The organism is Streptomyces sp. GQFP, assembly GCF_021545335.1.
Taxonomy (GTDB): Bacteria; Actinomycetota; Actinomycetes; order Streptomycetales; family Streptomycetaceae; genus Streptomyces.
The window spans coordinates 7314344-7341163 of the sequence record NZ_CP089312.1 but is presented as its reverse complement, the minus strand read 5'-3'; the positions used below and the strand labels follow the sequence as shown (position 1 = coordinate 7341163).

The 26820-nt window shown below is 70.3% G+C and carries 28 protein-coding genes and 1 pseudogene; 10 read left to right on the top strand and 19 right to left on the bottom strand.

The window, feature by feature from the left end; genetic code table 11:
* The first annotated feature begins 31 nt into the window (after positions 1–31).
* From LUX31_RS33260 to LUX31_RS33245, 4 genes are all read left to right on the top strand, one after another.
* Positions 32–547: a DUF6082 family protein gene (locus LUX31_RS33260; RefSeq protein WP_235479011.1), complete on the top strand. Its 516-nt coding sequence runs from the start codon at positions 32–34 to the stop codon at positions 545–547.
* 477 nt (positions 548–1024) lie between these two features.
* The gene (locus LUX31_RS33255) at positions 1025–1957 is read left to right on the top strand and encodes a hypothetical protein (RefSeq protein ID WP_235479010.1); all 933 of its coding nucleotides are present in this window, start codon (positions 1025–1027) and stop codon (positions 1955–1957) included.
* A gap of 97 nt (positions 1958–2054) precedes the next feature.
* Positions 2055–2948: an endonuclease/exonuclease/phosphatase family protein gene (locus tag LUX31_RS33250; protein ID WP_328285715.1), complete on the top strand. Its 894-nt coding sequence runs from the start codon at positions 2055–2057 to the stop codon at positions 2946–2948.
* Positions 2949–3099: 151 nt separating this feature from the next.
* Positions 3100–5442, top strand: a complete 2343-nt coding sequence (locus LUX31_RS33245) for a DEAD/DEAH box helicase (protein ID WP_235479008.1) — start codon at positions 3100–3102, stop codon at positions 5440–5442.
* Here LUX31_RS33245 and LUX31_RS33240 read toward each other — a convergent pair.
* The 14 genes and pseudogenes from LUX31_RS33240 to LUX31_RS33175 all read right to left on the bottom strand — a co-directional run.
* Positions 5378–5722 (bottom strand): annotated as a pseudogene (locus LUX31_RS33240) (IS110 family transposase); the annotation flags it as partial. The gene LUX31_RS33245 and the pseudogene LUX31_RS33240 overlap by 65 nt on opposite strands.
* A 92-nt stretch (positions 5723–5814) precedes the next feature.
* Positions 5815–6420: a 2'-5' RNA ligase family protein gene (locus tag LUX31_RS33235; RefSeq protein WP_235479007.1), complete on the bottom strand. Its 606-nt coding sequence runs from the start codon at positions 6418–6420 to the stop codon at positions 5815–5817.
* 104 nt (positions 6421–6524) lie between these two features.
* The gene (locus tag LUX31_RS33230; RefSeq protein WP_235479006.1) at positions 6525–7436 is read right to left on the bottom strand and encodes an aKG-HExxH-type peptide beta-hydroxylase; all 912 of its coding nucleotides are present in this window, start codon (positions 7434–7436) and stop codon (positions 6525–6527) included.
* Positions 7437–7531: 95 nt separating this feature from the next.
* Entirely contained in the window at positions 7532–7708 is a 177-nt protein-coding gene (locus tag LUX31_RS33225) for a hypothetical protein (protein WP_235479005.1), read from the bottom strand.
* A gap of 82 nt (positions 7709–7790) precedes the next feature.
* Positions 7791–8504 carry a 2OG-Fe(II) oxygenase gene (locus LUX31_RS33220; RefSeq protein ID WP_235479004.1) on the bottom strand — a complete coding sequence of 238 codons (714 nt, stop codon included), beginning with the start codon at positions 8502–8504 and terminating at the stop codon, positions 7791–7793.
* Positions 8501–10381: a radical SAM/SPASM domain-containing protein gene (locus tag LUX31_RS33215; RefSeq protein ID WP_235479003.1), complete on the bottom strand. Its 1881-nt coding sequence runs from the start codon at positions 10379–10381 to the stop codon at positions 8501–8503. The genes LUX31_RS33220 and LUX31_RS33215 overlap by 4 nt, the downstream gene beginning before the upstream one ends.
* A 34-nt stretch (positions 10382–10415) precedes the next feature.
* A complete protein-coding gene (locus tag LUX31_RS33210; protein WP_235479002.1) occupies positions 10416–11324 on the bottom strand; it encodes a nucleotidyltransferase domain-containing protein in 909 nt (302 codons plus the stop codon).
* A complete protein-coding gene (locus LUX31_RS33205; protein WP_235479001.1) occupies positions 11321–12265 on the bottom strand; it encodes an NAD(P)-dependent oxidoreductase in 945 nt (314 codons plus the stop codon). The genes LUX31_RS33210 and LUX31_RS33205 overlap by 4 nt, the downstream gene beginning before the upstream one ends.
* A complete protein-coding gene (locus LUX31_RS33200) occupies positions 12262–12951 on the bottom strand; it encodes a TylF/MycF/NovP-related O-methyltransferase (RefSeq protein ID WP_235479000.1) in 690 nt (229 codons plus the stop codon). Before LUX31_RS33200 ends, LUX31_RS33205 begins: the two co-directional genes overlap by 4 nt.
* Before the next feature lie 2 nt (positions 12952–12953).
* The gene (locus LUX31_RS33195) at positions 12954–13424 is read right to left on the bottom strand and encodes an NUDIX domain-containing protein (protein ID WP_235478999.1); all 471 of its coding nucleotides are present in this window, start codon (positions 13422–13424) and stop codon (positions 12954–12956) included.
* Between the two features lie 113 nt (positions 13425–13537).
* Positions 13538–14413 (bottom strand): isocitrate lyase/phosphoenolpyruvate mutase family protein, encoded by an 876-nt coding sequence (locus LUX31_RS33190; RefSeq protein WP_235478998.1) that lies wholly within the window; start codon positions 14411–14413, stop codon positions 13538–13540.
* On the bottom strand, positions 14410–15075 hold the full coding sequence (locus tag LUX31_RS33185; RefSeq protein ID WP_235478997.1) for a dTMP kinase: 666 nt from the start codon (positions 15073–15075) through the stop codon (positions 14410–14412). Before LUX31_RS33185 ends, LUX31_RS33190 begins: the two co-directional genes overlap by 4 nt.
* 5 nt (positions 15076–15080) lie before the next feature.
* A complete protein-coding gene (locus LUX31_RS33180; protein WP_235478996.1) occupies positions 15081–15818 on the bottom strand; it encodes a hypothetical protein in 738 nt (245 codons plus the stop codon).
* Between the two features lie 238 nt (positions 15819–16056).
* On the bottom strand, positions 16057–16437 hold the full coding sequence (locus tag LUX31_RS33175; RefSeq protein WP_235478995.1) for an ATP-binding protein: 381 nt from the start codon (positions 16435–16437) through the stop codon (positions 16057–16059).
* Between the two features lie 246 nt (positions 16438–16683).
* Between LUX31_RS33175 and LUX31_RS33170 the strand changes: the two genes are divergently transcribed.
* From LUX31_RS33170 to LUX31_RS33145, 6 genes are all read left to right on the top strand, one after another.
* Positions 16684–17541 (top strand): helix-turn-helix domain-containing protein, encoded by an 858-nt coding sequence (locus LUX31_RS33170; RefSeq protein ID WP_235478994.1) that lies wholly within the window; start codon positions 16684–16686, stop codon positions 17539–17541.
* Positions 17538–17789: a DUF397 domain-containing protein gene (locus LUX31_RS33165; RefSeq protein ID WP_235478993.1), complete on the top strand. Its 252-nt coding sequence runs from the start codon at positions 17538–17540 to the stop codon at positions 17787–17789. The genes LUX31_RS33170 and LUX31_RS33165 overlap by 4 nt, the downstream gene beginning before the upstream one ends.
* A 128-nt stretch (positions 17790–17917) precedes the next feature.
* Positions 17918–18241, top strand: a complete 324-nt coding sequence (locus LUX31_RS33160) for a hypothetical protein (protein ID WP_235478992.1) — start codon at positions 17918–17920, stop codon at positions 18239–18241.
* A gap of 18 nt (positions 18242–18259) precedes the next feature.
* Positions 18260–18727, top strand: coding sequence for a hypothetical protein (locus LUX31_RS33155; protein WP_235478991.1), 468 nt, complete (start codon positions 18260–18262; stop codon positions 18725–18727).
* Positions 18728–18776: 49 nt separating this feature from the next.
* Entirely contained in the window at positions 18777–19316 is a 540-nt protein-coding gene (locus LUX31_RS33150; RefSeq protein WP_328285714.1) for a hypothetical protein, read from the top strand.
* A 208-nt stretch (positions 19317–19524) separates the two neighbouring features.
* Positions 19525–20511 carry a phosphotransferase family protein gene (locus tag LUX31_RS33145; protein WP_235478990.1) on the top strand — a complete coding sequence of 329 codons (987 nt, stop codon included), beginning with the start codon at positions 19525–19527 and terminating at the stop codon, positions 20509–20511.
* On the opposite strand, the gene LUX31_RS33140 is transcribed toward LUX31_RS33145, so the two are convergent.
* Genes LUX31_RS33140 through LUX31_RS33120 form a run of 5 tightly spaced genes read right to left on the bottom strand, consistent with a single transcriptional unit; the run spans position 20472 to position 26542 of the window.
* Positions 20472–21764 (bottom strand): ATP-grasp domain-containing protein, encoded by a 1293-nt coding sequence (locus LUX31_RS33140; RefSeq protein WP_235478989.1) that lies wholly within the window; start codon positions 21762–21764, stop codon positions 20472–20474. The genes LUX31_RS33145 and LUX31_RS33140 overlap by 40 nt on opposite strands.
* On the bottom strand, positions 21761–22912 hold the full coding sequence (locus tag LUX31_RS33135; RefSeq protein ID WP_235478988.1) for a glycine amidinotransferase: 1152 nt from the start codon (positions 22910–22912) through the stop codon (positions 21761–21763). The genes LUX31_RS33140 and LUX31_RS33135 overlap by 4 nt, the downstream gene beginning before the upstream one ends.
* A 28-nt stretch (positions 22913–22940) precedes the next feature.
* On the bottom strand, positions 22941–23921 hold the full coding sequence (locus LUX31_RS33130; protein WP_235478987.1) for an aspartyl/asparaginyl beta-hydroxylase domain-containing protein: 981 nt from the start codon (positions 23919–23921) through the stop codon (positions 22941–22943).
* A gap of 14 nt (positions 23922–23935) precedes the next feature.
* On the bottom strand, positions 23936–25342 hold the full coding sequence (locus tag LUX31_RS33125; RefSeq protein ID WP_235478986.1) for a peptide ligase PGM1-related protein: 1407 nt from the start codon (positions 25340–25342) through the stop codon (positions 23936–23938).
* A gap of 33 nt (positions 25343–25375) precedes the next feature.
* Positions 25376–26542: a cytochrome P450 gene (locus tag LUX31_RS33120; RefSeq protein ID WP_235478985.1), complete on the bottom strand. Its 1167-nt coding sequence runs from the start codon at positions 26540–26542 to the stop codon at positions 25376–25378.
* Between the last annotated feature and the right edge of the window lie 278 nt (positions 26543–26820).

Below are 26820 nucleotides of genomic sequence, written 5' to 3'. Positions count from 1 at the left end.
CTCCACCACCAGGAAGGAAACCAACTCCCTTATGCGCAGCAGCCGTTTGACGAGCGCCGCACTGGTCGCCCTCGCCGGCACCGCCATCACCCACATGGTCCTCACCCACCGCCGCCACCGCGACCGAACCGTCCTGGAAGCCGCACACCTCCACCAGCGCCTCCTCGCCGCACAGGTCGAACGCCCCGGCCTCCGCGCCATCTGGGGAAGCCTCGACCCACTGGAGCCGGCCGAACGACGCCTCCACCTCCACCGCAACGCGTGGGTCTCGGCCTGGGAGGCAATGTTCCGCGTCGGTGTTCTCTCCGCGGACGGCGTCCACGGCGCGGCACTCGCCCTGTTCGCCACCCCCGGCGGCCAGAAGTGGTGGACCGGCGTACGGGACTCACGTGCCCAGGCGGTCGGCGAGGGGTACGCCCACCGCTTCCACACCCTGGTGGACACCGCCTACCAGGACGCAACCGGTGACATCCTGCCCACCTTCCCCTCCTGGCAGGCGGGCCAGACCGTCACCAGCCGGCCCGACACCGCGGGACCCTTTCCCTGAACCCAGCCAACCGCAGGTCCTCCGCCCGAAGCCGTGCACCGCGCTCCATGACGACCCGGAGGTCTTCGAACAGGTCACGCTGTGGGACACCGACTGGCCGAACTGGCTGACACCGCCCACCGCGATGGCCCTCCGGGTGCGCGGCACCGCCAACATCGGCCTGGTGGCGGCCTGTGCACACCTGTCCTACGACTCCCCACCGCTCAGGTCGGCCCAGGCCGACGACGTCACCCGGTTCGCCGACAAGGTCGGGATCTGCCGGGCCCCCGACGGATGGGTGGGACGGACGCTGCCGGTCCTCGCCGTCGGCATGGACTGCGACAGCTACGTCGACCCCGACCGCATGCCGCACCGCGCCAAAGGCCGCTCCTGCCACTCCCATCGCCGACTGATGGCGGCAAGGACCGTCATGGCCCGCACCGCCCTAATCGACCCCGGCTCCGCACCCCGCCAGCACCTCCAAGGAAGGCCACGACCATGCCTCGGCACATCACCGTCGTCAGCTGCAACTTCGAACGCAACGGCGGCGGCGACTACAAGAAGTGGCTCGCCATGCACCAGCGGCTGGCGCAGCTACGCCCGACGATCCTGTGCAGGCAGGAGAACCCCGGTCACGCCCCCCAAGGAAGCGGCAACAAGCTGTTCAACGCCTCCAAGCGCATCCTCGGGGGCCTTGAAGGGGACCTGGGCCCCAAGTCGGCCACCGCGCTCTACTACGACCCGGAGGTCTTCGAACAGGTCATGCTGTGGGACACCGACTGGCCGAACTGGCTGATGCCGCCCACCGCGATGACCCTCCGGGTGCGCGGCACCGACGACATCGACCTGGTGGCGGCCTGTGTACACCTGTCCTACAACTCCCCAGCACTCAGGTCGATCCAGGCCGACGACGTCACCCGGTTCGCCGACAAGGTCGAGATCTACCCCACTCCAGACGGCGAGGTGGAACGGAAACTGCCGGTCCTCGCCGTCGGCATGGACTGCAACAGCTACGTCGAGCCCGACCGCCTCGTTCCCGGAGAGCTGCCCATCCCCACCCTCGCGGAGATCAAGGATCCGCAGCACCGGGCGCACCGCAGCTACGAGACGTCGCCCGGACATCGGGTGATGGACTCCCGCCCGGACCGGACCCTGCTGACCGCCCATCTGGAGGACGCCGCCCGCCACAACGCCCTCCTGCCCGGCGGTCCCGGTCTGGCCGCCGTCGCGCCCACCGTGGACGCCTCGGCGAGCCACGGGCCGGCCCACCGGGTCGACCGCGTCTTCAGCACCGACTTCCTGCTGCCCGCCGTTGTGCGTGTCGAGGTCGTCGATATGAAGGGCCTGTCCGATCACCACACCGTGATCGTGACGTACGACCTCGACGCCGTTGTCGAGATCTACCGCGCCCGCTTCGGCCTCGCGGCCTGACGCGCCGACCCCGCCAGCCGCCTAGCGGCTTCAACACGCGACGCGTCGATCTGCGCGCCCTGCGCACACCCTGCTCAAACCATATGAAGGAGACCTGTTGACCTGCGACTGCACTGAACTGCGTGTTGCCTGCTGGAACCTTGATCACAATGGAGGCAGTGGCCCGATGCGTCGTCTGGCGCACCGCATCCTCGCCTCCTACAAGCCGCACATCGTCTTCCGCCAGGAACTCACCGGGGCCTGGGACCACGGCAAACGCGCCCTGTACGAGGAGGCGACCGCGCTCGGCGGCCTGTTCCCGTTCATGGTCGCCCCACGCGAAGGCCGCAGCCGCAATCCGACCGGTGTGATGGTCGATCCGCATCTGTTCGAGATCGTCGCCCAAACCGATCACGATCTGCCGTGGAAGGCGATCTGCCACGTTCAGGTGCGCCTCAAGGGCTGCCCCAGGACACTTCATCTGGCATCCGGCCACCTGTGCCACTTCGATCCCGACCTGCGCGCCACCGAGGCCCGTCGACTCACCACCCTGGCCGACCACGGACGCACCGCACTGATGGGCATGGACGGCAACAGCTACCCCCATCGCACCGCCGACGAGGTCAGCAAACCGCTGGTCTGGGCGGAGGTCGAGGACCCCGTCCACTTCCAGCACCGCACCATCGAGCGAAACGGTGTACGCGTAAGCGACACCCGCCCGAGCGAGATCCTCACCGGCGGCCCGAAGGCAGTCTTCACCGACCTCGCTCACCACGCCGGCACCGTTCTCCGGCAGCCCGGAGCCCTGGCCCCCACCGCCAGCCTCAAGCGCACGGACCAGGGACCGCCGCAACGCATCGACTGGCTAGTCGCCACGCCCGACTGGGCGCCGGCCCTCCGGCGCGTCGAGGTCATCGACAGCGAGGACGTCCGACGGGTGACCGACCACGCCCTCGTCATCGCCACCTTCGACCTCTCCTGTGTGCACGGCATCCTCACCACCGCCGCGTAACCCGGCCGCCCGCGGCACGAAATCGGGCTCCTCCGGGCCCAAACCCTCGTCCGGCGCTCGATGGACGCAGCCCCGGTGGCGGGCGGCGCCCTTCACCGCTGAACGAGCCTCTTCCGACCCGTCTCCCACACAACCGAGGAAACGACCGATAGTGGACCCGCTCAAGACCCCTACACCGCTGTTCGCACACCAGCAGGAAGCAGTGGAAACCCTCTCCAAAAGCCTGATCGACTCCAGCCGGGTCACCGCCGTGATGGCGTGCGGGACAGGCAAGACACGGGTAGGCGCGGAAGTCGCGGGCCGGGTCGCCGATGCCGGTTCCCAACGCCGCCTGGTGGTCGTTCCCACCCTGGAACTGGTCCGGCAGACGATGACGGAATGGGCACGTCAACTCGGTCGGCACCGGCTGGGGCGCGTCATCGCGGTCTGCTCGGACAGCGAGGTCCTCTCCGCCCAACGCACCGGATTGCAAGGCGAACTCGCTGGCACCGACACGCAAGTCGCCAACGACGCTGCCCAGTTAGCAGATCTCGCCGCAGGCCCTGGTGCAGTCACCGTCGCGTGTACCTACGCCAGTCTCCACATCCTGGCCCAGGCCCAGGCTCGGTACCGCATGGCTCCGCCAGCCATCGCCGTGATCGACGAAGCCCACCGCACCGCAGGCACCGCAGGAAAAGCCTGGGCGGCCATCCACTACGACCACATCATCACGGCGCGCCGCCGCCTGTATCTCACCGCCACTCCCCGGATCCTCGACAACGAGGGCGACGACGTCATCAGCATGGCGGACGAGCGCCTGTACGGTCCGGTCGCCTACCGGCTGCCCTTCGCGACCGCCATCGACCTCGGCCTGCTGGCCCGCTACCGCCTTGTGGTCCCCGTCGTCACCAGCATCGAGGCCCATCAACTGCTCGGCCGGGACGACGCCTTCCTGCGCATCGGCAGGACCGCCGTAGCGGCCCCCATGCTTGCCAAGCAACTCGCTGTGCTGCGCGCCGCCCACGAACACGGCATCCGCCGCATGATCACCTATCACGGCACCATCGCCGAGGCGAAATGGTTCGCCACGACCCTGCCCCACGCCCACGCCCTTCTGCCCCCCGACCAGCGCCCTACGGCTTTGGCGGCCGAGCACGTCCACGGCCGCCAAACAACCGCGGAGCGGCGAAGGGCGCTGGACAGGCTCGCCGGGCAGGAAGACGGCCTGGTCGTCGTCTCCAACGCCCGCGTTCTGTCTGAAGGAGTCGACGTCCCCGCCGTGGACGCCGTCTGCTTCCTCAGCCCGCGCAGCACGATCGAAACCATCCAGGGGACCGGTCGGGCCATGCGGCTCAGCGACCGCAGTCAACCCAAGACAGCGACCATCGTGGTGCCGGTCTTCCTCCAGGAGGACCAGGACCCCGAATCCGCGCTGAGTTCCACCCCGTTCGGCCCGGTCTGGCAGACGGTCCGGGCCCTCGCCTCGCACGACGAGACGCTGCAGCGGCAGCTCGAAACCGCCCGACGGTCCCTGGCCACCCCCACCGCTGAGGGAAGGGTCCGCCTCGGTGCCGGCACCGAGAGCAAGCTGCCCGACTGGCTCTCCGTCACCGGTATTCCCGTCCCTCCGGACTTCGCAGACGCCATCACCGTGCGCACCGTACGCGCGGCCACCACCGTCTGGCCCGAATACCTCCAGGCCGCCGAAATCTACCGGGGCGAACACGGCGACCTCCGTGTCCAGGACGACTACCGCACTTCCACCGGACTGGGCCTGGGCCGTTGGGTCGCCTACCTGCGCAAACTGCACCAGCTGGGAAAGCTCTCTCCTTCCCAGATCGAGGAGTGGGAGGCCGTCGGGATGACGTGGTCAGTTCCCGAACAGAAACTGCAGGAACTGATCCACGAGTTGAGGGAATTCAAGAAGGACTATGGCCACCTGGACGTCCCGAAGACCTACACAGCCAAGAGGGGAGACCGCGATTACACGCTCGGCAATATATGCGCCACTCTGCGCACTTCCTACAGCAACGGCCAAGTTCCAGAGGCCAAGGTCAAGGCGCTCAACGCGGAGGGATTCATCTGGGACAGGGCAGAGTACGTCTGGAATCAATTCGTCTCAGATTGCCGCGAGTTCATGATCTGGAACGGCCACCTCGACATACCCCAGACGTATGCCCTGCGCGGTCGGAACATCGGTCAGCAGGTCTCCAGCTTCCGCTCCCACCCGGACCGCCTGACTCCCGAGCAGCACAAGGCACTCGACCGCATAGGTTTTATCTGGGACTCGCTGCAGTACCGCTGGGACCTGCACATCAAAGCAGTCGCCGAGTTCAAGTCCCGGCACGGGCACCTGAACATCCCGGGCAGCTACATCATCGAGAAGCCGATCCTCCTTCGCCCACGCAGCTGGATGAACACCTGCGTCCAGAAGTACCGGCGCGGCAAACTCAAGCCGGAGCGGCATCAGCAGCTGGTGGCCCTCGGAATGGAGTTCCCGGCGAAAAGGGCGTGACCATCGCCCACAGGACGTTGAGGCGTCGGCGCGCGAGCTCAAGCGGGGCCTGCTTGTGCCCTTTCCCCTCGCTGCGCTTGCGTTGGCAGTAGTTCTTGGAGGCGGGACAGGTTGTGATGCTGACCGTCGCCGAGAGATACATGCTCTGCAGCAGCCCGCGGTGATAGCGCCTGGGCCTGCGCAGGTTGCCACTGACGCGACCGGAGTCGCGGAGCTCCGGGCGGCCAAGTCCTGTGAGCCGTCGAACCGCTGGTGCAGCGTGGCCGTCGCCTGGCAGCGCGCGAGCGGCGGTGACTGGATGGGATACGCCGCTGACGTCGCCGCCCGGTCCGTCATCCGTGCCGGCTCCCGGACTACGGACACCCCGAGTGCTTAGCCGAGCTGGACCTCTTCGACAACGTCCCAGGTGTAGTAGCCACGGTCAGGGTGCTGGTATTGGTTGACGAAGTGGACGCGGTCGATCGTGATGTTCACGCGTGGGGGCCGTAGCGCCCGCAGTGCCCGGTTCAGGTCCCGGCTGGAGAAGTCCGCACGGGCATAGGTCAAGGATGCGTGAGCCCAGAATCTGGCTTCCTTTCCTCGCAGAGAGATACCCGGCACCTTCTCGGCCGCGGTCCGGACCCGATAGTTGAGTGCGGCCATCCCGTCCTCCGGGTAGACCGCGACCGTCACGGCGGTGATGCCGGGCCATACCGGTCCGAGCTGGACCTGGAACGGCTGCATACCGGCGAGTTCGTCGTGCAGGGCGCTGCGGAACTGAGCCATCTGCTTGGCGTCGAGGGCGTGGTGGATGCCCTGGACCGTGGAGTGCAGCCACTGCTCGGGGATCACGCCGAGCTGCTCGCTGTACTCGGATAGCAGGTCATGGTGGGCGCGGGCGTACTCGCGGAACTCGGGGTATTCACCGAGGAGCACGAGGACGTGTGGGAAGGGGCCTCCGTCCTTCCAGATCTTCGTGGGGGTGAAGAAGTTTTCCAACGTCGGGCTCCCGATGTGGTGTGTGAAGCTGCCGGCCTGGACAGTGGCGGCTGAGTGTGTTCTGGGCCGGCGGATTCTTGAAGTCCCTGCGGTCTGCGGGTGGTTCAGAGTGTGCGGGCGTGCTGGAAGACGGTGTCGAGCCGTTCACGCAGCCCGGGGTCGGGAATCAGCTTCACGGCGCGGGTGAAGTCCTCCTGGGCGGCGGCCAGATGGGGCCGCTGTTGGCGTTCGTGGTCGACGAGGACGGCGGTTGCGGCCCCGGTGGCGCCGGGCCGGGCCCGGGTGGCGTAGATCATCGTGAGGGGGAAGGCGAAGCAGGCGTGGAGGAACCCGTACGCGGGCCGCTGGGTGCCGCGCCACGGGGAGAAGTACGTCTCGTCGTCGGGGATGGTGATGTGGAGCGCGGCGAGGGCGTCGTTGAGCCAGTTGTGGGCGGCTTCGTGGACGAGATCGCGGCCCAGCACCGTAGCGTCTCCGGTGTGGTCGGTGAAGACGGTCGCCGGGAGCCGGGTGATGGCGAAGCTGCGCAGGGTCTGGTCGGGGCGGCGTCGGCCGGTAAGGCAGATGACGGCGGCGTGCGCTGCGACGAGAGCCTCGAGGCCGGTGACAGTGACGTGGCCGAAGGCATCGTCGGTCAGTACGGCCAGGGACTCGGCGGCGCTGGTCGTGTCGGGGCCGAGGACGTAGTACGGGGTGTCGGAGTGCGGGCCGTGGATCATCTCGTCCTTGTTCGGGGCGATCACGATGCGCGGGCCGAGGCGGGAGGAGTGGGCCAGGCGGGCCAGGGTGGGCCCGGCCGTGTTGCGGTACCAGTCGAGGGTGGTTGTGTCGCGGTGGCGGGCGGCGTTCTCGGCACCTTCGAGCCGGTGGTGTGCCAGTGCGTAGGCCAGGGGCAGCGCCTCGTCGTCCGGCGGTGTGACGGAACCGGGGTGGAGCAGGGTCAGCGCGGCGGCGGTGCGTTCGCGGCGGTGGGTGGTGATGGCGTCCAGGTCGAGGGCGGCGGCGATGTCGTTCATGTCGGGAGGCTCCTTGGCAGCGGGCCCCGGTGCCGGGCCGTGGGGCGCCGGCACCGGGTCTGAGATGTGGGACAGGCCGGATGGGCCCTGCCCGATCAGCTGGCGCTGTCCGCCTCCGGGGTGGCGGCCGGCGCCGATTCGGCGCCGGTGGCCGGGGCGCTCCAGGCGTCTGCGGAGACGCTGGAGGTGTGGGCGGTCAGGCGCACGGTGCCGCCGTCGTCGTGCAGTTGGTCCACCGCGGCGAGGAACTCGCCGCACGCATCGGTCGTCATCTCTTCCTCCGTGGGGTTGCAGGGTCTGGTCGGGGTACATCGCGCGAGGGGCGGGCTGCGGATGGGCGGGGGCATGGCCGGATCAGGCTTCGCTGATCAGCCAGCTGATGAACTTGCGTGCGCGCCCCGCGCGGACCGGCTCGGTGCCGTGGGTGACCTGGGATCCGTACAGCAGCGCGGTGCCGGGGGCGGGGTGCACGTTCCAGCGGGTGCGCGGCATGGTGCGGAACCAGTCGGCGGAGTGGTCGGCTCCGTCGTGGGTGAACACCATGGCCGGGTCGTAGCCTTCGCCGCCGTGCTGGTCGCTCCACAGGGCAGGGTGGGAGGTGGTTTCGACGAAGAAATCCCCTCCGTCTTCGGCATGTTCGAGAACGACGCTGATCCCGGCGAGCTGGCGGACAGAGTCGGCGGGGTCGGGGGCGATGCCGTCGACGTGCGGGGTGATGTGCTGTCCGGGCGCGTACTCGACGTACATCCATTCGCGGCAGGAGGTCAGGGCGGGCAGGGCGCGCCGCAGTGCGGGCATCGCCCGCTCTACGGCGTGGGCGAGGACCTTGGCCGCGGTCTCGGGCGGCGGGTGGATTTCGAGGCGGCCGGCGGGTTCGTAGACGGCCATGGCCTGCTCGCTGGTGTGGCCGGGGATGGAGTGCAGGGTGGTGGTGCGCTCGGCGTCGAAACGGCGGAGGCCGTCCTCACCGAGGGCGTCGTCCACGGCGCTGATCAGGGTGGTGATCTCGCCGGGGGTGAGGAAGTTCTCGATGCTGGAGACGGTGAGCGTCTCCGCTATGTGGATCATGATGCCTCCCGGGTAGGGCGGGGCGGGCGGAGGGCGCAGGCGCACCCGGTGACCGCCGGGGTGTGGCGGGCGGCGTGCGTGAGCGTGCGCACGGCCTGGTCGAGGCCGGTGAAGTAGTCGGCCCATGTGCTGCCGGGGGCCGGGGCGAGGGTGAGGTTGAGGACGGGGTGACGGCGGCCGGTGTGGGCGCTGGTCAGGTCGGTGCGTGCGACGAGTGCGGTGATGGCGCCGGGCAGGTAGCCGTCGGCGGCGGCGAGCGTGTGGCACAGTCGGTCGGCGAGTGCGGCGTACTCGGTGCGGGTGCGCGGCAGCAGGCCGACGCGGAACGCGGACGGGGCCAGGCTCGTGCCGGTGTGGGCGTGTCCCTGGCAGGAGCCGTAGGTGACGGCCTTCCAGCTGCGGGTCAGCGTGTCGACCAGCGGCCACACTCGGTCCTCGATGCCCTCACGCCACTGGGGGTGGTGCGGGTCGAGGTCGTCGGCCGCCTGCTCGCCGGGCAGGCCGGCGGCGTTGATGTTGCCGTGGTCACTCGCCCGGAGCCGGGCCGGGGAACGGGGAGCTGCCGGATCGTCCCAGCGAGCGAGGAAGGCGTCCACGTCGTCCATGACGTTCGGGCCGAGGGGCCGCCAGTGGGCGCGGAGGCAGTGAGCGCCGGCCGGGTGGTCGGGGGCGGCGAGCAGGTGAGCCATGCCGTCGATGAGGCGCCCGCGGTGGTCGCAGTACGCGTCATCGCTGCCGGTCTCCTGGACCATGCGCCAGCGGGTCGCGGTGCACCCGCCTCCGCAGACCGCCTGGTACGGGCAGGAGAGGCACTTCGTCATCAGCTCCCGTCCGGCGGTGAGCAGCGGGTTGGCGTGCTGGGCCTGGGTGACGTCCTTCTCGCTGTGTGCGGCGGCGAGGGGCAGTAGGCGGGCCTGGGGCCAGGGGAGTTCGTCGCACGAGCCGAAGCGGCCGTCGGGGTAGGCGGTGAAGACGTGGGAGCACTTGTGCGCGGAGAAGTGGCAGTGGGCGGTGTCCAGGCCCTTGAGTCGGCTGATCGTGGCGACGGCCGGGTCGAGTTTGATCCGCCGGAAGTGGCCGGCGCCGATCCAGCGGGCGGCGGCCTCAAGGACGAACTCGGCGTACTGGACGGGAGTGATCGCCCAGGCCGCGCCGTCGGTGCCGACCGCACGGGCCTGGAGGAGGCGGCTGGGGCTGGTACGGCGGCCGGACGCCGTGAGCGGCTTGGTGACGGTGGTGTCGAAGGCGGGCAGGAGGTGCACGGCGCGTACCGCGTCGAAGGTGGCGATGTGGTCGATGACCTCTGCGGCGCGGCCCAGGACGGCGGGGGTGACCACGGTGACGATGCCGCAGGTGCGTCCGCGCTCGGCGAGCAGATTCAGCGCGTTCACGATGTGCGGGTAAATCGCGGTGCCGTCGTAGCCGATCCGCCAGGAGTTTCCCTGTTCGTCGCCGTCCATGGAGATGCCGATGTGCAGGCCCGGGTAGTGGGCGTCGAACAGGTCGAGCCACTCGCCGTCCAGCCGCACGCCGTTGGTCTGCAGGTGGACGCGGTGCACGGTGGGCTGGGCGGCGAGTTCATCGAGGAGCGCGGCCATGGCGTCCTTGCCGACGGTCAGGGGTTCCCCGCCGTGCAGTTCGATCGCGAGAGGCCGCTCACCGAAGATCTGGCCGAGGCGGTGTATCTGCTCGACGGTGATCTGGGCGCCGCCGGGGGCGAGTTTGCGTTTCTCGAAGCAGTACAGGCAGTCGACGTCGCAGGTCTCGCCGCGCAGCTTGAGGACGACGGAGACCGCCGCGGCGTGGTCGGTGTCCTCCAGAGGCCGCCACACGTCGGCGCCGACGGTCGTCGTGGGGGTGGTGAGCGTGCTGGGCATCGGGACCTCCCCGGTCGAGGGTGGGCTGATGGGTTCAGGTGCGGGCGCGCCGTGCGGCGGACTGCTGCCAGGTGCGTATTTCGCCGTCGGTGAGCGGGACGCGGGTGTCGCCGCGGCGCAGGAACCAGCCGTCGCTGTATCGCTGCGGCAGCCAGCCGAAGCCGCCGAGCCGTGCCTCGTCGAAGGGCTCCGGCTCGGCGTCGGTGGGCCAGAGCGTGAGCAGGGCGTCGGCGAGGCGGGTCTGGACGGGGGCGAAGAAGGGACTGTGTGCGGCGGCGCTCAGCCACTGCGGCTCGGGCAACGCGGGCACGGGTCTGAATGGTTCAGCGTCGTCTTGGCTCAGCAGGCTCGGTAGCCATTTCTCGCCGAGCAGCGGAGCGCCGGCGGCGACGGTCTCGGCCTGGGCGACGACGCGGGCGAGCTGGTCCCACACCAGGTCAGCGTGGGGGTACAGGCCCGCCTGGGCCAGACCGAGAAGGTCCTCGGCCAGGCTCGCCGCCACCTCGCAGCGGTCCGCAAGCGCCCACCGTTGGTAGGTGGCCCGCTGCTCGGGCTCCAAGACCGCCCCCTGATCCGGTGCTTGAGTCAGCGGGCGGGCCGTTCGCAGAAGGGTGAGGTCGCTCAAGCGTGCCCGCACCGCGCGGAACGTGGCGATGGCGCCGCGGGTCACGATGAACGCGTCGAGCAGCGTGCGCCAGTCGTCCACGGTGGTTTCCCGCACCGCCCGTACGTCGACGCGGATGCCGTGGATGAGGCGGGAGCCCGGCTCGGCGACGAACTCTTGGGTGATCAGGAGTAGATCCACGTCACTGTGCTGGTGGGCCAGACCTTCGGCGAGCGCGCCCACCAGCCACACGTCGGCGCCGGCGTACTCGTCTGCCAGGGCAGCGGCGGCGTGCTCGGCGACCTCTAGTCGCGTATTTAGCCACGGGGTGGCGGTCATCGGGCTGTCCTGTCTGCAGCGGCAAGGACACCGGCGGCGGTCGTGGCGACCCAGCGGTCGAGGAGGGCGCGGACGTCGCTGCGCTGGGCGCCGATGTGCGGGGTGGCGATCAGGTTGAGGGGTCCGGGCAGGGCGTCAGCCGGCCACAGCGGCAGATCCGATTCCTCGACGGGATCGAGGGCGAGACCGCCAAGCGGGCCCTCGGTGAGGGCGCGCAGACAGGCGTCGATGTCGAGCGTGCCGAGGCGGCCGACGCAGATCAGCAGGGGACGCCGTTGCCGCGCTGCGGCGAGGAACCCGGTGCCGAACCGGCCTCGGTTCTCGTCGGTGAGCGGGAGCGCCACAAGGTGGGTGTCTGCCCAGGCGGGCAGTTCGTTGCCGGGCCGCGAGGGCAGGGTGTCCGGCAGGCTCGGCCGGGCGGCGAAGGCGATCTCGGCGACATGCGGGGCGAGGGCGTGCGCGCAGGCCCGGCCGACCGGCCCGGCGCCCCAGATCGCCAGGCGCATCGCAGAGACGGGCGGGGCGAGGCAGTGCTGCTTCGCGTGCCGGCCCTGGAGGAGGGCGGCGTGCCCGTACGGGATCCGGCGAGCGAGCGCGAGCAGTGCGGCCAGGGCCCATTCGGCGACCGCGCCGGCTGCCGGCTCTGGGTTGCGGTGCACGCTGATGCCCCGCGCCGCCAGGGCGTCGATGTCGATGCCGTCCAGTCCGGAGCCGGCCCGGATCACGTGCCGCAGCGCCGGCCACTGGCTCAGGCGCTGGGTGTCCAGCCGGTGCCCCGACCGCAGCACCAGCACGTCGGCCCGGGCGGCAAGTTCCGGGTCCGCGGTGGCGAGTGCGGTGATCTCCCGGATCACGCAGCCGGGGAGGTGTTGCTGCAACAGTGCGGTGTCGGCCGCGCCCTTCACGCTCACGAGGAGCGGCGCCTTGCGCACCGCGCTCACTGCTGTGTCCCGTCGGCGGGCGCGGTGTAGCGGCCGAAGGCGAGGTCCCCGGCGCCGGTGATGACCTGAAGCGGTGTGGGCGCGCTGAAGTAGTCCTCGCAGGCTGCTTTGACGCCGGGCAGCCCGTTCCATGCCTTCGGGTTCGCCTCCAGGTCGGCGTAGTCGTCGACGATCAGCGTGCCGCCGGGGGCCATGCGCGGGATGCACGCGGTCAGGCAGGTGTGGATGGAGTCGTAGTAGTCGCCGTCCAGGTAGGCGAAGGCGATCTGGTCCGGGAGCCGGCCGGGGAGGGTGTCGGCGAACCATCCAGGGTGGATGGTCGGCGGGGTGCGGCCCCAGCGGTCGTGGAGGGCGAGCACCTGTTCCGGCTCGGCGCGCAGGTACCCGGTCTCGAACAGGTCCGGGTCCTTCGTTCCGCGTTCGGGCAGGCCCTTGAAGGAGTCGTAGACGTGGATGCTCCGCTGGTGCTGTCCGGTGGCGTCGAGGACGGCGCGCATCCACAGCGCCATGGCGCCCTGGTAGCAGCCGAGTTCGATCACGGCGCCGGGCACCTTACGGGCTGCGAGCTGTTCGAGTTCAGTGCGGATGGCGGGCAGGCGGTCGGCATCCACGGTGTCGCCATGCTGTTCGAGGAGCCAGTTGTGCAGTTCCGCGAGGCTCGGCACGGTGATGGGAGGGTGGTGCATGGTCACCACCGGTCCACGAGGACGTCGCGGTCGGCCGGGTTCCCGGCGAGTGCGTCGAGCACCTGTTGGTTGACCCGCGGCAGCAGGTACTTGCCGCCGAACTCCTGAAGGGGCACCCATTCGAAGCCGACCTGGATCGGGTCGGGTGGGTCGGACTTACGCGGGGTGGTGTCCTCGTCGAGGAGCTCGGCGAGGAAGTTGTGCTGGGTCTTGTGGACGGTGCCGAACTCGTCGTTGTACTGCTCGGGGACGTACTCGACGACGAATAACAGCCGCGAGGTGCGCACCCGCAGGCCGGTCTCCTCCTTGACCTTGCGTACGACCGCGTCGCGCAGCGGCTCACCCACCTTCGCCTTGCCGCCGGGCAGGTTGTAGTGGAAGCCGGAGTGGTCGTCGTAGGACATGAGCAGGATGCGGCCCTGGTGGACGATCGCGGCCTTGACCGACACGCTGATGCGGGGCAGAGATGTCATGACGCGGATGTTCCTTCCCTCGTCGAGCCCGCCGCGGCCGACTGCCCGGCGGAAGCTGGTGGTACGGGGCTGGAGCAGAGCGAAACTGTTGGAGCAGCGGAGACCGCCGCCTTCTACAGGCAGGCGCGGGCGGTCGGGTCGGCGATCTGGAGGAGGTCGGCGACATCGGACAGTGGCGTTCCGCCGGCGGTGAAGGAGCCGGTGGACTGGAAGGAGGCTGCGGCGCGCCGCATGGCGGCGAGCGCGGCACGCGAGAGCTGGTTGGCGTAGATGGCCAGGGCGAATCCCGCCTCGCCGAGATCGTCCGGGGCCAGGTGCGCAAACGCGGTGGGCACGGTCACCAGCGGCACCGCTCCCGTCCAGGCGGCGGCCGTGGCCAGGGCCTGCTGCCCGGTGGGGTCCTTGGAGTGGATGAGCACCGCGTCCGCGCCACAAGCCGCGTACGCTGCGGCCCGCTCCACCGCCTCCGCAACACTCCCGCCGCAGATCAGGGCCTCGGTCCGTGCGATCAGGGCTACCTGGGTGCCGGCGGCCTCGCGCATCGCGGCGAGCTGTTCGGTCACCGTCTCGATGCGGGCGAGCGCCTGGCTGCGGTGCAGGGCGAAGGAGTTGACCTTGGGGTAGGCGCTGTCCTCCAGGCAGAGGGCAGCTGCTCCGGCGCGGGTGAGGTCGCCGGCGAACCGGCGGGCGGTGGCCGGGGTGCCGCCGGCGTTGTCGATGTCCACGATCACCGGCAGCGCCGCCGTACGGGTGAGGGCGAGGACGGTGTCGGCCAGGTCGCGCGGTCCCAGCACGTTCTCGTCCGGCAGGCCCAGGGCCGTGGAGACCTCCAGGCCGGACACCCACAGGGCGTCGAAGCCGGTCTCCACGGCGACCTTGGCGGCCACCGCGCTCGCGGCGCCGATCGCCCGCAGCGGGCGGCGGGCGCCCGCCGCGGCGGTGAGCCGCGCAACGAGCGGGGCTATGTCGGTCTCGGTGGGAGTGGTCACGACTCGGCTCCTTCACGGTCGGGCAGCAGGCCGTGCTGGGCCAGAGCCTCCCAGGCGGTGTGCAGGACGGTGGCGCGGTCCTGCGCCGCGTTGATCCGGACGACCTTTCCCAGGGCGGGGAACGCGTCAGGCGTGTCGGCAACGGACTGGTAGACCTCCCGGACCCTGGTCTGAACGTCCATCACGTCCCAGTCGGGGCGGGTGGCGTCCCCCGAGCGGTCGGCAGCCCGTTCCATCGCGGTCTCAGGTGTGATGTCCAGGACGAGCGTGAGGTCGGGCACCAGGTGGAGCTGCCCGGTGAGATGGGTGTACGTCTCTTTCGGGGCGCGGTCGTGTTTGACCGCGAAGAAGGCCAGTTCGGACAGCAGCCACCGGTCCGCGATGACCGGACGGGTCGCCAGGCTGGGGGCGATCAGCCGGTCGGCGGTGGCCTGCTTGTCCGCCGCGAGTGCCGCCAGGTAGCGGTCCCGGTTCTCTGCGGTGGGCTGGTACTTGCCCTCCACCAGGTCCAGCGCGACTGCCGCGTCAAGGAAGTTGGTGGTCAGTACGGCGAGCGGCGTGATGCGGAACAGGCCCTCGAAGAGGCGGAACAGACCCTTGCGGAGGGTCGTCTTACCGGTGCCGTCCAGGCCCTCGACGACGATGAAGGGATAGCGGTCCATCGGCTTTACTCCACCTGTCCTGCGCCGGTGCCCCCGGCGTACTTCATGAACCGGCCACGCCACGGGATCGACGTCGATACCAGATCGACCAGCCTCAGTTCACCCAGCTCGTCCAGCAGTTCGGGGAGTCGGCTCTCGACGACGATGCTCTCGGTGATCGCCCGGCAGTACGCCATGCGTACGGCCTCGTCTGCCGAAGCGGTGCGCAGCTGCTCGGAGAGGATCCGCTGGGCGGTGCCGAGGGCCACGATGCTCGTCGCGCTCTGCAGCGTGTTCAGAGTGATCGCGGTATCGACGGGCTGGAGGGAGGTGTGGTGGACGCCGAGGTGGCGGATGACAGCGAACGCGCCCGTCCACCAGGCCGACGCCGTGCACACGGCGGCCACCGCAGCGCGGACGACCGGATCGGTGACGCCCCCGAGCAGGGTGCCGGCGACCTGGTCGGCACTCGCGGCCAAGGGGTTCGTCCCGGCGTCGGCCGTTCCGTATTCGGCCGGCAGGCGCAGCCAGTGCTGAAGGCCGGCCTGGTCGATGACGGCCTCGGCCGACGGTTCGGCGAGCGGGGAGGGGCGCGCGGCCAGCGCGCTCGGCGGGGTCTGCGCGAACAAGGCGATGTTGCCGGGCGGTGCGAGGAGTTGCTCGCGCAACTGCGACAGGTGCAGGACCAGGCGCTGGACCTGCAGTCCGTCGGCGAGCGTCTCCCAGGACGCGTACAGGTTCGGGCCGGGTGGGAAGAGGGTCACACGGGCTCCTTTCTCGGGCATGCGGACGCCCTTTCTGGATTCGTCAGGACCGGAACGCGACACAGCGCCCGCGATCACGGCGCACGGCCGCGTGCAGCCCGGGCAGCTGGAGGCCGAAACCGGGCAAACAACTCTGATTCTAGATCTCGCCGGAGGACGCCACCGAAGCACGAGTGAGCTCGAACTACCGTACGGAATAAGGAAGTTGGCTCGATAAGAGCCATCGCGTCGACGGCCGTCATCGGCCTTCCTCCCGGCCTGCGGCATGGCCGATCCGGAACCAGACCTGCTTCCCGTACAGCAGGGGCTGGCTCTGCAGCTCGTCGGCCAGGCAGGACAGAAGGAACAGGCCCCGGCCGCCCTCGGCGTCCCCGTCGGCGTCCTTCACGGTCGGCAGCGCGTCCTCGAAGTCGGTGACGCCGACCAGGATGCCGTCGGGCATCTCGCGCACCAGCAGCTCACAGTCGCCCGGCGTGTGCTTCAGGACATTCGTCAGCAGTTCGGTGACGCCGAGCTCGGTGACGAACTCCAGCTCGCTCTTGCGCCACATGCGCAGGAGGACCCGCACGATCTCCCGGACGCATTCCATGCTCTCGGGGCCGATTGCGGGCAGCACCATGTGGTGCTGCCGAACTGGGCTGACCGCCATCACAGGCACTGACCCTCCAGGTGGCACGTGCGTCCACGGCGGAGATGGCGCGGCGTAACCGGGGCGCCACCGTCCGCTGGGTGAGCTTCGATAATGACGGCCAACTACCCTTTCGGCAAGCAGTCCTTGAGGAAAGCCTTTCCTCTCGGGGAGTTGGCATATTCACGAAATGGCCCAGCCGCTAGTCTGGCGTCAAGACTGACGAGGAGGTGAGGGATGCCGGTCGAGCCGACACCTCGGCGCCGTCGCCTGGGTGCTGAACTCCGGCGCATCCGCGAAGCCTTGGGCTGGACGCAGGAGGAGGCGGCGAGCCATCTCGGCTACCGGTCCTTCTCGACGGTCAGCAAGATCGAGAAGGGGGTGCAGGGCCTCAAGATCCAGCAGCTGCCGCACTTTTTCGAGGTATACAGGATCACCGACCCCGAACTGCGCGAGGAACTGCGCGGCCTGGTCCGCCGGGCCGGGGAAGCCGACTGGTGGCAGCGCTACCAAGGTGTCGTCGACGACCCACTCGGCGACTACCTCTCCCTGGTGGAAACCGCGAGCAACCTGTTCGTCTTCAACCCCGCAGCCATCCACGGACTACTTCAGACCCCGGAGTACGCCCGCGCGGTGACCGAGGGCAGTCGGGCCTGGAAGACTCCGGAGGACATCGACGGCTTCGTGTCCATGCGCCAGGAGCACCAGAAGAACATGCTGGAGCGCGACCCGGCGCTGAAGATCTGGGCCGTGCTTCCCGAAGGGCTCCTGCGTCAGGAAGTCGGCGGCCGGCCCGTCATGCGCGCCCAGGTTGAGCATCTGATCGACCTCGCCCGCACGGCTCCCAACATCACCGTCCAGGTCCTGCCGCACCGGGTCGGCGCGCACGCAGGGATGGACGGACCGTTCATGCTCATGTCCTTCGCGACCGGGCGGGACTTGGTGTGCATCGAGTCCATGCGGGCCTCGCTCCACCTCAATGAGCCGGAGACGGTGGAGGTGTACCGCACCACCAGCGACCTGCTCAAATCCGACGCTCTCTCCCAGAAAGCGTCGCTGCCACTTCTCACCACCATTGCCAAGGATCTTGCATGAACAAGAACGAACTCGACCCGGCCTGGGTCGAGTCCCAGCTGCGTGACGCCCAGTGGCAGACCAGCAGCTTCAGCAGCGGCGGCACCAACTGCGTCCAGATCGCCTTCCTCGACGACGGCATCGTGGCCCTCCGCGATTCGAAGAACCCCGGAAAGCCCGCGCATCTGTTCACGGATTCCGAGTACGACATGTTCGTCAGCGGCATCATGCACGGCGAACTGCGCCGCCGTGTGCCCAAGACCCATTGAACATCCTGCTGATGGGGTCCGAGGGGCGTATCCCTCGCGAATCCCGACACCGCCGCAGTGTCCCACCGTCGGGGGAAGCCCAGGTGAACGCCCGTACGCCGGCGGCCGGGCGGCGTAGCGTGCCCGGCATGACAGAGATCGAACCACTGCCCCAACTCGTCGACTACGCGGGCATCGGGCAGGGCTGCCTGGTCTGCTCCGACCAGCATGTGACCACCACTGACGTCGAGGCGGTCGCGCACATGGCCAGCCACCGCCCGGACGAACTCGCCTGGGCTCTGCTGCTGTGGGCCGGTCAGACCCAGTCCCTGACCGCGTGGTGTGCCGAGAACGAGGGCATCGAGGACGAAAGCACGGCCGACGCGGTGATCGGCGCCGTCGAGACGACCTTCGACCGGTCCCTCCCGCCGGACGTCCAAGCCCGCATCGAGCGGCACCCCTCGGGCACCTGACCACGAAGGGGTGAGCGAGTGATCCCCGGACCGCACCGGAGGAAGGGCGCCGGCCCGATCATCGGCACCGGCCCCGGAGGCGCCGGGCCCTTCGGTCCGTGCGGCGCGGACACCACCGACATGACCGACGGGGAGGAGTGGACGGGCGAGCGCGCCGCGCGGTACCTGAGCCTGCTGCCCGCCGGCGCCCGCCTGCTCGCGGTCCTGGCCTCCGAGAACGGGTCGGTGGCCGTCGCCGACCTGCGCACCCGTCTCATCTCGGTGCGCGGCTGCCGCACCGCCCACGGCTTCGCCCTGCGCCGCGGCGTACGCGAGGGCTGGTGGCCGACGACAATCCCAGAGCCCGTCACGCCGGTGTACGACCCGGCCGACCCCCACCGGCACCGGGCCGTCGCCTACACCATGGCCCCCGCCCGCCGCGCCGTCTTCCTCCAGGCCCTCGCCCGCCTGCGGGGTGACGCGGACTCAGGTCATCCTGCGTGCTGATCGCTACGCTTCGTCCACAGGGACGTCCCGCAACCCCGGGGAGCAGTTGGTGTCACGACGTACACGCCGTCACGGCAGCGGAGGCAGGACGGGGCAGCACTACAGCGCCACCGACCGGAACCGCAACGAAGCCGCCGTCCGTGCCGCGATGGAACGACTGCTGGGCGGAGACCTCCCGCCGGGCGGCAAGTGCGACCTCAAGACGCTCGCCTCCCTAGCCGGGATCACCCGCACCGGCTTCGACCCGAAGAAGAACCGCGACGGCACCACACGGCCCGGCACCTACCAGCATCTGGCCGAGGAGTTCGAACGCCGACGCGCCGAGCTCCAAGAAGCCGGCGCGATCACCGACCCGCGAGACGCACAGATCGAGCGGCTCAAAGCAGAGGTCGCCACTTTGAAGTCGCGGGTCCTCGCCCGCGATCAACAGATAGAAGCCCTCTCCGAGTTCAGAGCTCTCGGCATCTCTCGGCTCGCTGCCCAGCACGATGAGATCGAACGGCTGCGCCGACAGCTGGCGGAAACCGGAGCTGCCCGGCAGCTGCCGCGCAGCGCGAGCCGCAAGGCTCCGTACGGCTCATGTAGTTGACACACTCCCGGCATTGAGGGCACTCCGGGGTCTTCGGTGCCGGGGAGCCTCCTTGCCGCTGCAGCTGAGGCTCTGGCTCCGCACCCCTCGATAGCATCGGCTGGGGCACGGTCCAGGGCCATGCCAAGGCGCCGAGCCGGAGCGGCCTCGTACTGACCGGGCGGTGCCGTTCTGCGTTGGTGTCCGCCCACGACTTCCAAGGAGTCACATGGAGTTCCGTCCGGTCAGGCGCGCCCCAGGAGCGTTCCAGCAGTCGCTGGACCCCGAGGAGATCACGGCGGTGTGTGACCGGGCCTTCGGACCCGAGAGCCGCCCGCTGTCCGCCGTCGAATTGGGCATGGGCATGTACAACAGCACCTACAAGGTCGAACTGGCTGGCCAGGACCGGCCGGTTGTCCTGCGGGTGGCGCCGGAGCCGGGCAGCCAGTTCCGTTCCGAGCAGCAGTTGATGCGCAACGAATACGCCTCCGTGCCCTGGCTGGCAGTGATCGCGCGGCTGATGCCACGAGTGATCGCGGCGGACTGGTCGCACCAGGTGATCGGCCGGGACTGGATGATCCAGACGTACCTGGACGGTGTCCCGGCTCCGGAGCGCCTGGGGACGTACCCGCGTGCCGCGTGGCCGGCGTTCTTCCGGCAGATGGGCGCCATCACCCGCTCCGTGCACGACGTGTGCGGCCCGTACTTCGGTCCCGTCGGCGGCCCCGGCTGCGAGACGTGGAGCGAGGCGGTGATCACGTCACTGGAGGAGATCGCCGCCGACCTGGACGGCGTCGGCCTGGACGCGGCCGACGTACGGAAGATCGCCGCGGCGGCAGCGCACCACCGCGCGGTGCTGGACGAAGTCGCCGAGCCCAGGCTGCTGACCGGAGACCTGTGGACCGTCAACGCCCTGGTGGACTCGGCAGCGCCCGAGCCGGTGATCACCGGCGTCATGGACTTCGACCGCACCTCATTTGGTGACCCGGCCGCTGACTGGACCATCCGCATGGCGACGGCCAAGGACGATGAGCGGACAGCGTTCTGGGAGTCCTACGGTGCGCTGGACCGCTCGCCCTCAGCGGTGTGGCGGGCGCGGGTCTACGAGGCCCGGCACTTGGGCGCGATCCGGCTCGAACGCCACCGGCTGGGCAACGCGGACGCGGTCCGCGAGAGCTACGGCGCAATGTCCGAGGTGCTCGCCGGCCTGACCTGACCGGGGTTCTCGGGGGCTGGTTCGACGTGGATGCGGACCCGCCGCAGAAGTGCGTCGGCCCGCTCCTCGACCTCGGCGGCCTCTGCGCCGGTGACCACGAACGCCCCCAGCCGGTGGCTGTTGGCGCCCGGCTCGTGGACGAGGCCGCCGATCGCTGCCCGCCAGCGGACGAACGGCAAACCCGGTCCCGTCTTCGGAAACCCGCAGAGGGAAACCAGCCGCCCGGCGCGCGGGCTGATCACGAACCGTACGGTCGCGTACCCGCGGGCGGCGGGGGTGAGCGCGGCAGGTCGGCCGAGGGCGACATCGAGCAGCGCCGCCCACACGTCGATGCCCAGGGCGTGCTGGATCAGGACTCCGATGTGTCCGGCGGCGAGGCGGGCGCCGATCTCGATGACCGTGCACCGCCCGTCCCCGCCGACGATGACCTCGGTGTGCGAGGCCCCTTGCCGGATACCGGCCGCCCGGATGGCCGCCTCCACCTCCCGGTACACGGCCGACACCACGGCCGGGGGCAGGCAGATGGGCAGGCTGTGCCCCGTCTCGACCCTCTTCGTGCCGCCGGTCACCTGCTTCCGGGTCACGGCAAGATGCGTCGTGGTGCCGTCCTGGGTGAGGGACTCGACGCTGTACTCCGTCCCGGCGGCGAACGCCTGGACCAGGACGCCCGGGTCGCCGCCGCTGCCGTACATGCCGACCGTCTCGCGGGCGACGTGGGCGGCCTCGGCCGCACCGGCGGGGCCGCTGGCCACCGTGACGCCTGCGGAGCCTGCCCCGGACAGCGGCTTGAGCACGCAGGGGAAACCGAGCCTCGGGTCCGCCAGGGCGGCCCGCAAGCCGGCATCGTCCCGGACGAGAACGGTGTACGGGGTGCGCACCCCGGCCGTCGCGAACGCCTCGCTCATGACGGCCTTGTCACGGGCCGCCCGCGCCCGGCCCGGATCGTTGCCGGGCACCCCCAGCTCGGCGCAGAGATGCGCGGCGAGCTCGGTCAGGTACTCGTTGACGGTCAGCACCGCGCCGACCCCATGGCGGCGGGCGTACGCGGCGGTCTCGGCCAGGGCCTTGCCGGGCCGGGTGAAGTCGGTGGCGATGTGCCCGGCCAGCAGGCCCTTCAGCTCCGGCCCGTAGCCCGCGTACGGCGCGGCGGTGGTCGCTGCGTGAACCTGGTGGCCGCGGGCGGCTGCCGCCATGGCAAGGGCGCCCGCCTCGGGGCCGGCCGCGTCCAGCAGCAGCACGCCCGGGAGGGTCACGACAGGTAGTCCTCGAAGCCGCCGGTGCGGCGGGTGTCCAGGGTGAAGCAGTGGAATCCGCCCCCGAACAGCCTCCGGTGCCGGTGCCGTACGGGGACCACGTCGAACTTCTCCGCCTCCAGCAGCTTGATCAGGCCGGTGCACTCCTCGTTGACCAGAACCGTGTGCTCGTCGACGGAGAGCACGTTGAGGTCGATATAGGGGCTGGTGAGGACCAGGTCCTCGTAGTCGTCGTAGACGGGGAACGCGCCCGCGTCCGGCTCTGGCGGCACGAGGTAGCGCCACGAGCGCAGTGGCTCGGGCATCAGGTCCCGGATGCCGTCGTGCCGGGCCAGGAACACCCCCGGCTTCAGGGCGAGGACCATGCTGTCGATGTGGTTGTCCGCCATCCTCCATACCCGGTGGACGCGGTAGTCGTGGCCGAGGTGCCTCTGAAGCCATTCGGCGCCCCGGGTGTGGTTCTCCTGGGCGACGTTGACGACCAGGTCGCGGCCCAGCCGCAGGACCTGCGCGCCGTCCAGCATCATCTCCAGGCCGACGTCGTACGGGCTGGGCTGCGGGTCGTCGATGACCTCGGTCGGCCCGCCCAGGGTGGTCGCGGTGTCCCTCGCGTACGACAGGTCGAAGGAGTTGTCGGTGAGGGTGGGGCGGGGCATCGTCATCCACCGTGCACCGTTCTCCCAGTAGTGGGTGAAGACGGGGGCGAGCAGGCGGGTCTCCAGGTAGCGGGAGCGGATCGCGGGCGGCGTCTCGATGATCTGGTCGCCGAGGATCAGCGTGTTGTCGCGGATGTTGAGCGCCGGGGTCGGGGCGGCCTCCCAACCCAGGCCCGCGATCGGGGCAGCGGCCGCAGGCAGGGGCAGCGGCCGGTGCACGGCGATGCCGAGTCCGGCGAGGGTGGCCGCCAGGGCTTCGACGTCCTCGTGCAGTTCCTCCGCGTACCGGGCCTTGATGGCCCAGCTCTCCCGGTGGCCGGCTGCCGCCTGGGTCAGACGGGGATAGGCCCAGTCCGACCGGAAGCCCGTCAGGTTCTCGTGGTGGAACAGCTCGAAGCTGACGTCGCGGTCGTGTCCGACGTAGTTGGCGGCGGACCCGACGATGACCTCCTTCAGCGGGGTGAAGTCGTCGTGACTGTTCAGGCGGGGCATGGGTGTTCCTCTCGGGCAGCGGAGCGGGTCAGGGGGTACGGGAGGCTGCGGTGACGTGCCGGTCAGCGAGCGCGCGGCCGTGGCGGGCCCGCAGAGTCAGGCCGGTGCCGTCGCGGTCCGGCTGAAGGGTGCGCTGCTCGCTCCAGCCGGAGAACCGGAACTCGCGGTCGTCGACGGGGGTAAGGGCGAAGACGCGTCCGGCGATCGTCAGGGCGAGCACGCCGTCGGCGCCGCGGTCGATGCGGGCGGGGATGAGGGAGCCGTCCAGCGGGTCGGAGGTGTCGAAGTCCGCGAACCCGACCGGCAGCAGCGCGTCGTACGGCAGCCCAGCAGGCCAGGCCGGAGCCGCTGGCGGGCCTGTGCGGTTGAGCAGGACCTCGCCGCGGGTCAGCAGCTCCTGCCAGGAGTCCGGGAACCAGGCCACGAGGTCGGCGGTGAGCAGGGCGTCGATCACGACGTGGACCCGGGTCACCGTCTCGCTGGTGTTGCGCACCAGGTGCTCGCGGGAGAAGTCGCCGTACCAGCAGCTGCCGGGCTGCCAGCAGTGTTCGACGCCGTCCAGGACGAGGACGGCGGCCGGGTCGGTGACGACGGGGATGTGCAGACGCACAATGCCGCGGTCAAGGCGGTACTTGGGGTCGCAGTGCGCCTTCGATACAGCGCCGGGCCCCAGCGCCATCAGCCGCACCGCGTTCAACGGGGCGGGGATGGTGTCCAGGACCTGTGCGAGGTACGGCAGCCGGTCGAGCCATCGCGTCGCCTGGAACGTCTGGGGTCCGGGGCCGCCCGGGTCGGTGCGCTCCGGGTCGCCGCCGAGGCTGCGCAGTGCCAGGACCCGCCAGTCGATCGTGGCCGCCTGGCCGATCTGCCCCTCTCGGGTATGGGTGCGCTGCACGTTCCAGGTATGGGCGGTGACGGCCGCGAGTTCGGCAACCAGCCGGCTGTAGTCGAAGACGGGGCGGAGTCGGGCGGCTTCGGCCGGTGCCGAGGTGAGCGAGGTGGTGGTCACAGGGGGGCTCCCGGTCAGGAGGAGAAGGACACGGCGCCGGTGCCGATGTGCTGGCTGGCGTCGTAGGTGCCGGCGGGCACGGTCGCGAACCGCGCGTCGAGCAGGGCGAACGTGCTCGCGTGGCCCTCGGCGGGGTCGTAGGCGAGGCAGAACACGAACTGCACCGGTTCCCCGGGGGCCAGGGGGATGGCGGGCATCGACACGATCACCCCGGTCCGGGTGGACGGGTCGTACGCCAGGCCCAGCTCGTCGAGCAACGTCAGGAACGCGGCGAATGACGGCACCGCCCAGGTGGGCGGGACGTGGTACTCGACCACTTGCCGGACCGGGACGGCGGCGACATCGACGATGCCGTGAGCGATCGACTGGTAGATGTGCAAGGACCCGGAGACCTGGGCGTTGACCTCCGTGAACACCACGGTCCCGTCGGGCAGGACCAGGGCGTCCGCGCTCAGGTGCCCGCGGTAGCCGAACGCCCGGTACGCCTCGGCCAGCCGGGCCCCGCCGTCCAGCAGCGCCGCGCGCACCGGCTCGGTGACACCGTCGAGCGGCACGACCTGGTGGCTCAGACGCCGCCCGACGTACAGCAGGCGGCCCGTCTCGGTGGCCCGGGTACCGGCGTCGGAGGCGTAGTGCTCGGAGTACACGGCATCCGCGCCGGGCGCGAACTCCTCGATGACGACCGGCCAACGGCCGTCCCCACTCGCCCACGGCCACCGCTCGGCCCAGTACGCGGCGATGCCGTCGGGGCCTGGGGCCAGGTGGTGCAGGTGCCGGGCGCCGACGTGGTCCACGGCCATCTCCGGCTCGCGGACGAGGAGTTGGTTGCCGACCCCTGCCCCGTTGTGGGCCTGCTTGACCACGACGGCCCCGGATGCGGAGTCCTTCAGCAGTGCACCGGTCGCTTCGGTCGCTTCGGCGAGGCTGCGGCAGATGCGGCCCGGCAGGATCGGCACCCCGACCGCTGCCGCCAGGGCCCGGAAGTTCGCCTTGTTGTTTCCGATCTCCCCGCCGCCCTGCCCGAAGAAGGCCGCTCCCGGTAAGCGGTCGGCCACGCCCAGGGCATCGGCGAGCCGCGCCACGGCGGCGGACGGCCACAGCGCGAACACCTCGCTCACTACGTCGGCACCGGCCGGGCCGAGCGTGGCGCGCACCTGCTCCACGAACGCGGGCCCGGTCAGCGAGGAGGGGTCGAGCAGCCGGTCGCCCCAGGCTCCGGCCGGGGCGGTCAGCAAGGTCAGCTCCTCGCGCTTCACGCCGGTGTGGGCCAGGGCGTAGTCGACGAACTCCATGTCCGGCTCGCAGCACAGGACGAGCAGGTCACCGGGGCGGGCGAACCACAGCAGGCGCTGGGTCCAGGCCCGCATGTCGTGGCGCTCGCGGATGGATGGATCGATGTGGTTGCCGATGAGGATGCGCACAACAGGCTCCTGGAGTAGGGCGGGTGAGCGGCGTCAGAGGAGGAGGGCGGGCAGCGTGTCGAAGGCCCGCATGGTCGCCGTGCGGCGCCGCACGCCGTCGTCGGCGGCGGTCAGGCGGGTGGGGTGGTCGTTCAGGGCCGCGACCAGGGCGCGCAGTCCCGTCTGGGCGACCGTCGTCCCGATGCAGGCGTGGGGTCCCCACCCGTAGCCGAGGTGGCGGTTCGGGGTGCGGTCCAGCACCAGCTCGTCCGCCCGCGAGAAGGCGGCCGGGTCTCGGTTGGCCGCCGCGAACAAGGGGACGACCTTCTGGCCCGCCTCGATGACGGCGTCGCCGATGCGGCAGGAGCGCACGGCGGTGCGTGTGGTGCCCTGCACCGGTCCGTCGAAGCGCACCAGCTCGTCCACGCCCGTGGCCAGCAGCGCCGGGTCCTGCATCTGCTCCAGGGTTCTCGGGTGGCCGAGGAGGGTGTGCACGGCGTTGCCGACTGCTGCGGCCATCGTGCTGTAGCCGCCTTGGAACATGACCCGTGCCGTGTTCTTCACGTACAGCCGGGCCGACGCGTCGGAGTCGGGGGGAACTGCCTGCCGCACCTGGGTCAGCAGGCCGGGGCGGGACGAGGCCGTGAACCAGGAGTCGACCAGGTCGCTCAGCTGGCGGCGGGCGGCGCGGCCCGGCTCGACGAGCGTCGGGTTGAGGCCGCCGTCCATGCTCCGCATGATCGCGTCCGACACCGCAGCGAACTCCCCGTACGGCGGGGGCTCGACACCGAGCAGGTCGGCCACGACCGCCACGGACAGCGGCACCGCGATCTCGGCCATCACGTCGAACGCGCCGGCGCCGGCCAGTTGGTCGAGCCGTTCGCGCACCAGGAGGCGGGCCCGGTCTTCGAGCCTGGTCAGGTCCTGGGCCCGCAGCGCGGTCATGAACAGGGACCGGACTCGGCTCTGCTGCGGGGGGTCGAGCGTCTGCACGCTCAAGGACGGTTCGGGCACCGTGCCTCCGGTGCGCCGGGGGTCGCGGGCGAACGTCGCGTGGTCGCGCAGCACGCGCACGCTGTCCGCGTACCGGGTCAGCGCCCACGAGCCCATTCCCTGGTGCCAGAACACCGGCTCAGACAGCCGCAGTTCAGCGAGAGCCGGGTACGGGTCGCGCAGGATCTCGGGGTCCAAAGGGTCGTAACGGTCGATCACAGATGACATCGCGAGTCCTTCCAGAGCGGGGCGGGCCCACCGTGGAGGGCCCGCCCCTGTACCTCTCGGGATCAGTGGTCATACGACATAGCTGGCCTCCTCTCGTCCGACTGCGTCGCGCCAGCTGCGGCAGCGCCGGTGACTGCTCGCCACCAGCTCCGCCGGGCTCGGGCCACTCCGACCTCTCGGGTGAAAGGCTCCGGGACCCGACGGCCGCGCTCTGCCGAGAACCGGAGCCGCCTTTGACCAACTTCATGTTGGAGAAACCGAGTTCGAGGCGGACGATG

Excerpts from the sequence above, each read along its gene's own strand:
- LUX31_RS33260 (WP_235479011.1), top strand. The coding sequence starts at position 32 with ATGCGCAGCAGCCGTTTGACGAGCGCCGCACTGGTCGCCCTCGCCGGC.
- LUX31_RS33255 (WP_235479010.1), top strand. The coding sequence starts at position 1,025 with ATGCCTCGGCACATCACCGTCGTCAGCTGCAACTTCGAACGCAACGGC.
- LUX31_RS33230 (WP_235479006.1), bottom strand. The coding sequence starts at position 7,436 with ATGAACGACATCGCCGCCGCCCTCGACCTGGACGCCATCACCACCCAC.
- LUX31_RS33225 (WP_235479005.1), bottom strand. The coding sequence starts at position 7,708 with ATGACGACCGATGCGTGCGGCGAGTTCCTCGCCGCGGTGGACCAACTG.
- LUX31_RS33220 (WP_235479004.1), bottom strand. The coding sequence starts at position 8,504 with ATGATCCACATAGCGGAGACGCTCACCGTCTCCAGCATCGAGAACTTC.
- LUX31_RS33215 (WP_235479003.1), bottom strand. The coding sequence starts at position 10,381 with ATGCCCAGCACGCTCACCACCCCCACGACGACCGTCGGCGCCGACGTG.
- LUX31_RS33210 (WP_235479002.1), bottom strand. The coding sequence starts at position 11,324 with ATGACCGCCACCCCGTGGCTAAATACGCGACTAGAGGTCGCCGAGCAC.
- LUX31_RS33200 (WP_235479000.1), bottom strand. The coding sequence starts at position 12,951 with ATGCACCACCCTCCCATCACCGTGCCGAGCCTCGCGGAACTGCACAAC.
- LUX31_RS33195 (WP_235478999.1), bottom strand. The coding sequence starts at position 13,424 with ATGACATCTCTGCCCCGCATCAGCGTGTCGGTCAAGGCCGCGATCGTC.
- LUX31_RS33185 (WP_235478997.1), bottom strand. The coding sequence starts at position 15,075 with ATGGACCGCTATCCCTTCATCGTCGTCGAGGGCCTGGACGGCACCGGT.
- LUX31_RS33175 (WP_235478995.1), bottom strand. The coding sequence starts at position 16,437 with ATGGTGCTGCCCGCAATCGGCCCCGAGAGCATGGAATGCGTCCGGGAG.
- LUX31_RS33170 (WP_235478994.1), top strand. The coding sequence starts at position 16,684 with ATGCCGGTCGAGCCGACACCTCGGCGCCGTCGCCTGGGTGCTGAACTC.
- LUX31_RS33165 (WP_235478993.1), top strand. The coding sequence starts at position 17,538 with ATGAACAAGAACGAACTCGACCCGGCCTGGGTCGAGTCCCAGCTGCGT.
- LUX31_RS33160 (WP_235478992.1), top strand. The coding sequence starts at position 17,918 with ATGACAGAGATCGAACCACTGCCCCAACTCGTCGACTACGCGGGCATC.
- LUX31_RS33145 (WP_235478990.1), top strand. The coding sequence starts at position 19,525 with ATGGAGTTCCGTCCGGTCAGGCGCGCCCCAGGAGCGTTCCAGCAGTCG.
- LUX31_RS33135 (WP_235478988.1), bottom strand. The coding sequence starts at position 22,912 with ATGCCCCGCCTGAACAGTCACGACGACTTCACCCCGCTGAAGGAGGTC.
- LUX31_RS33120 (WP_235478985.1), bottom strand. The coding sequence starts at position 26,542 with ATGTCATCTGTGATCGACCGTTACGACCCTTTGGACCCCGAGATCCTG.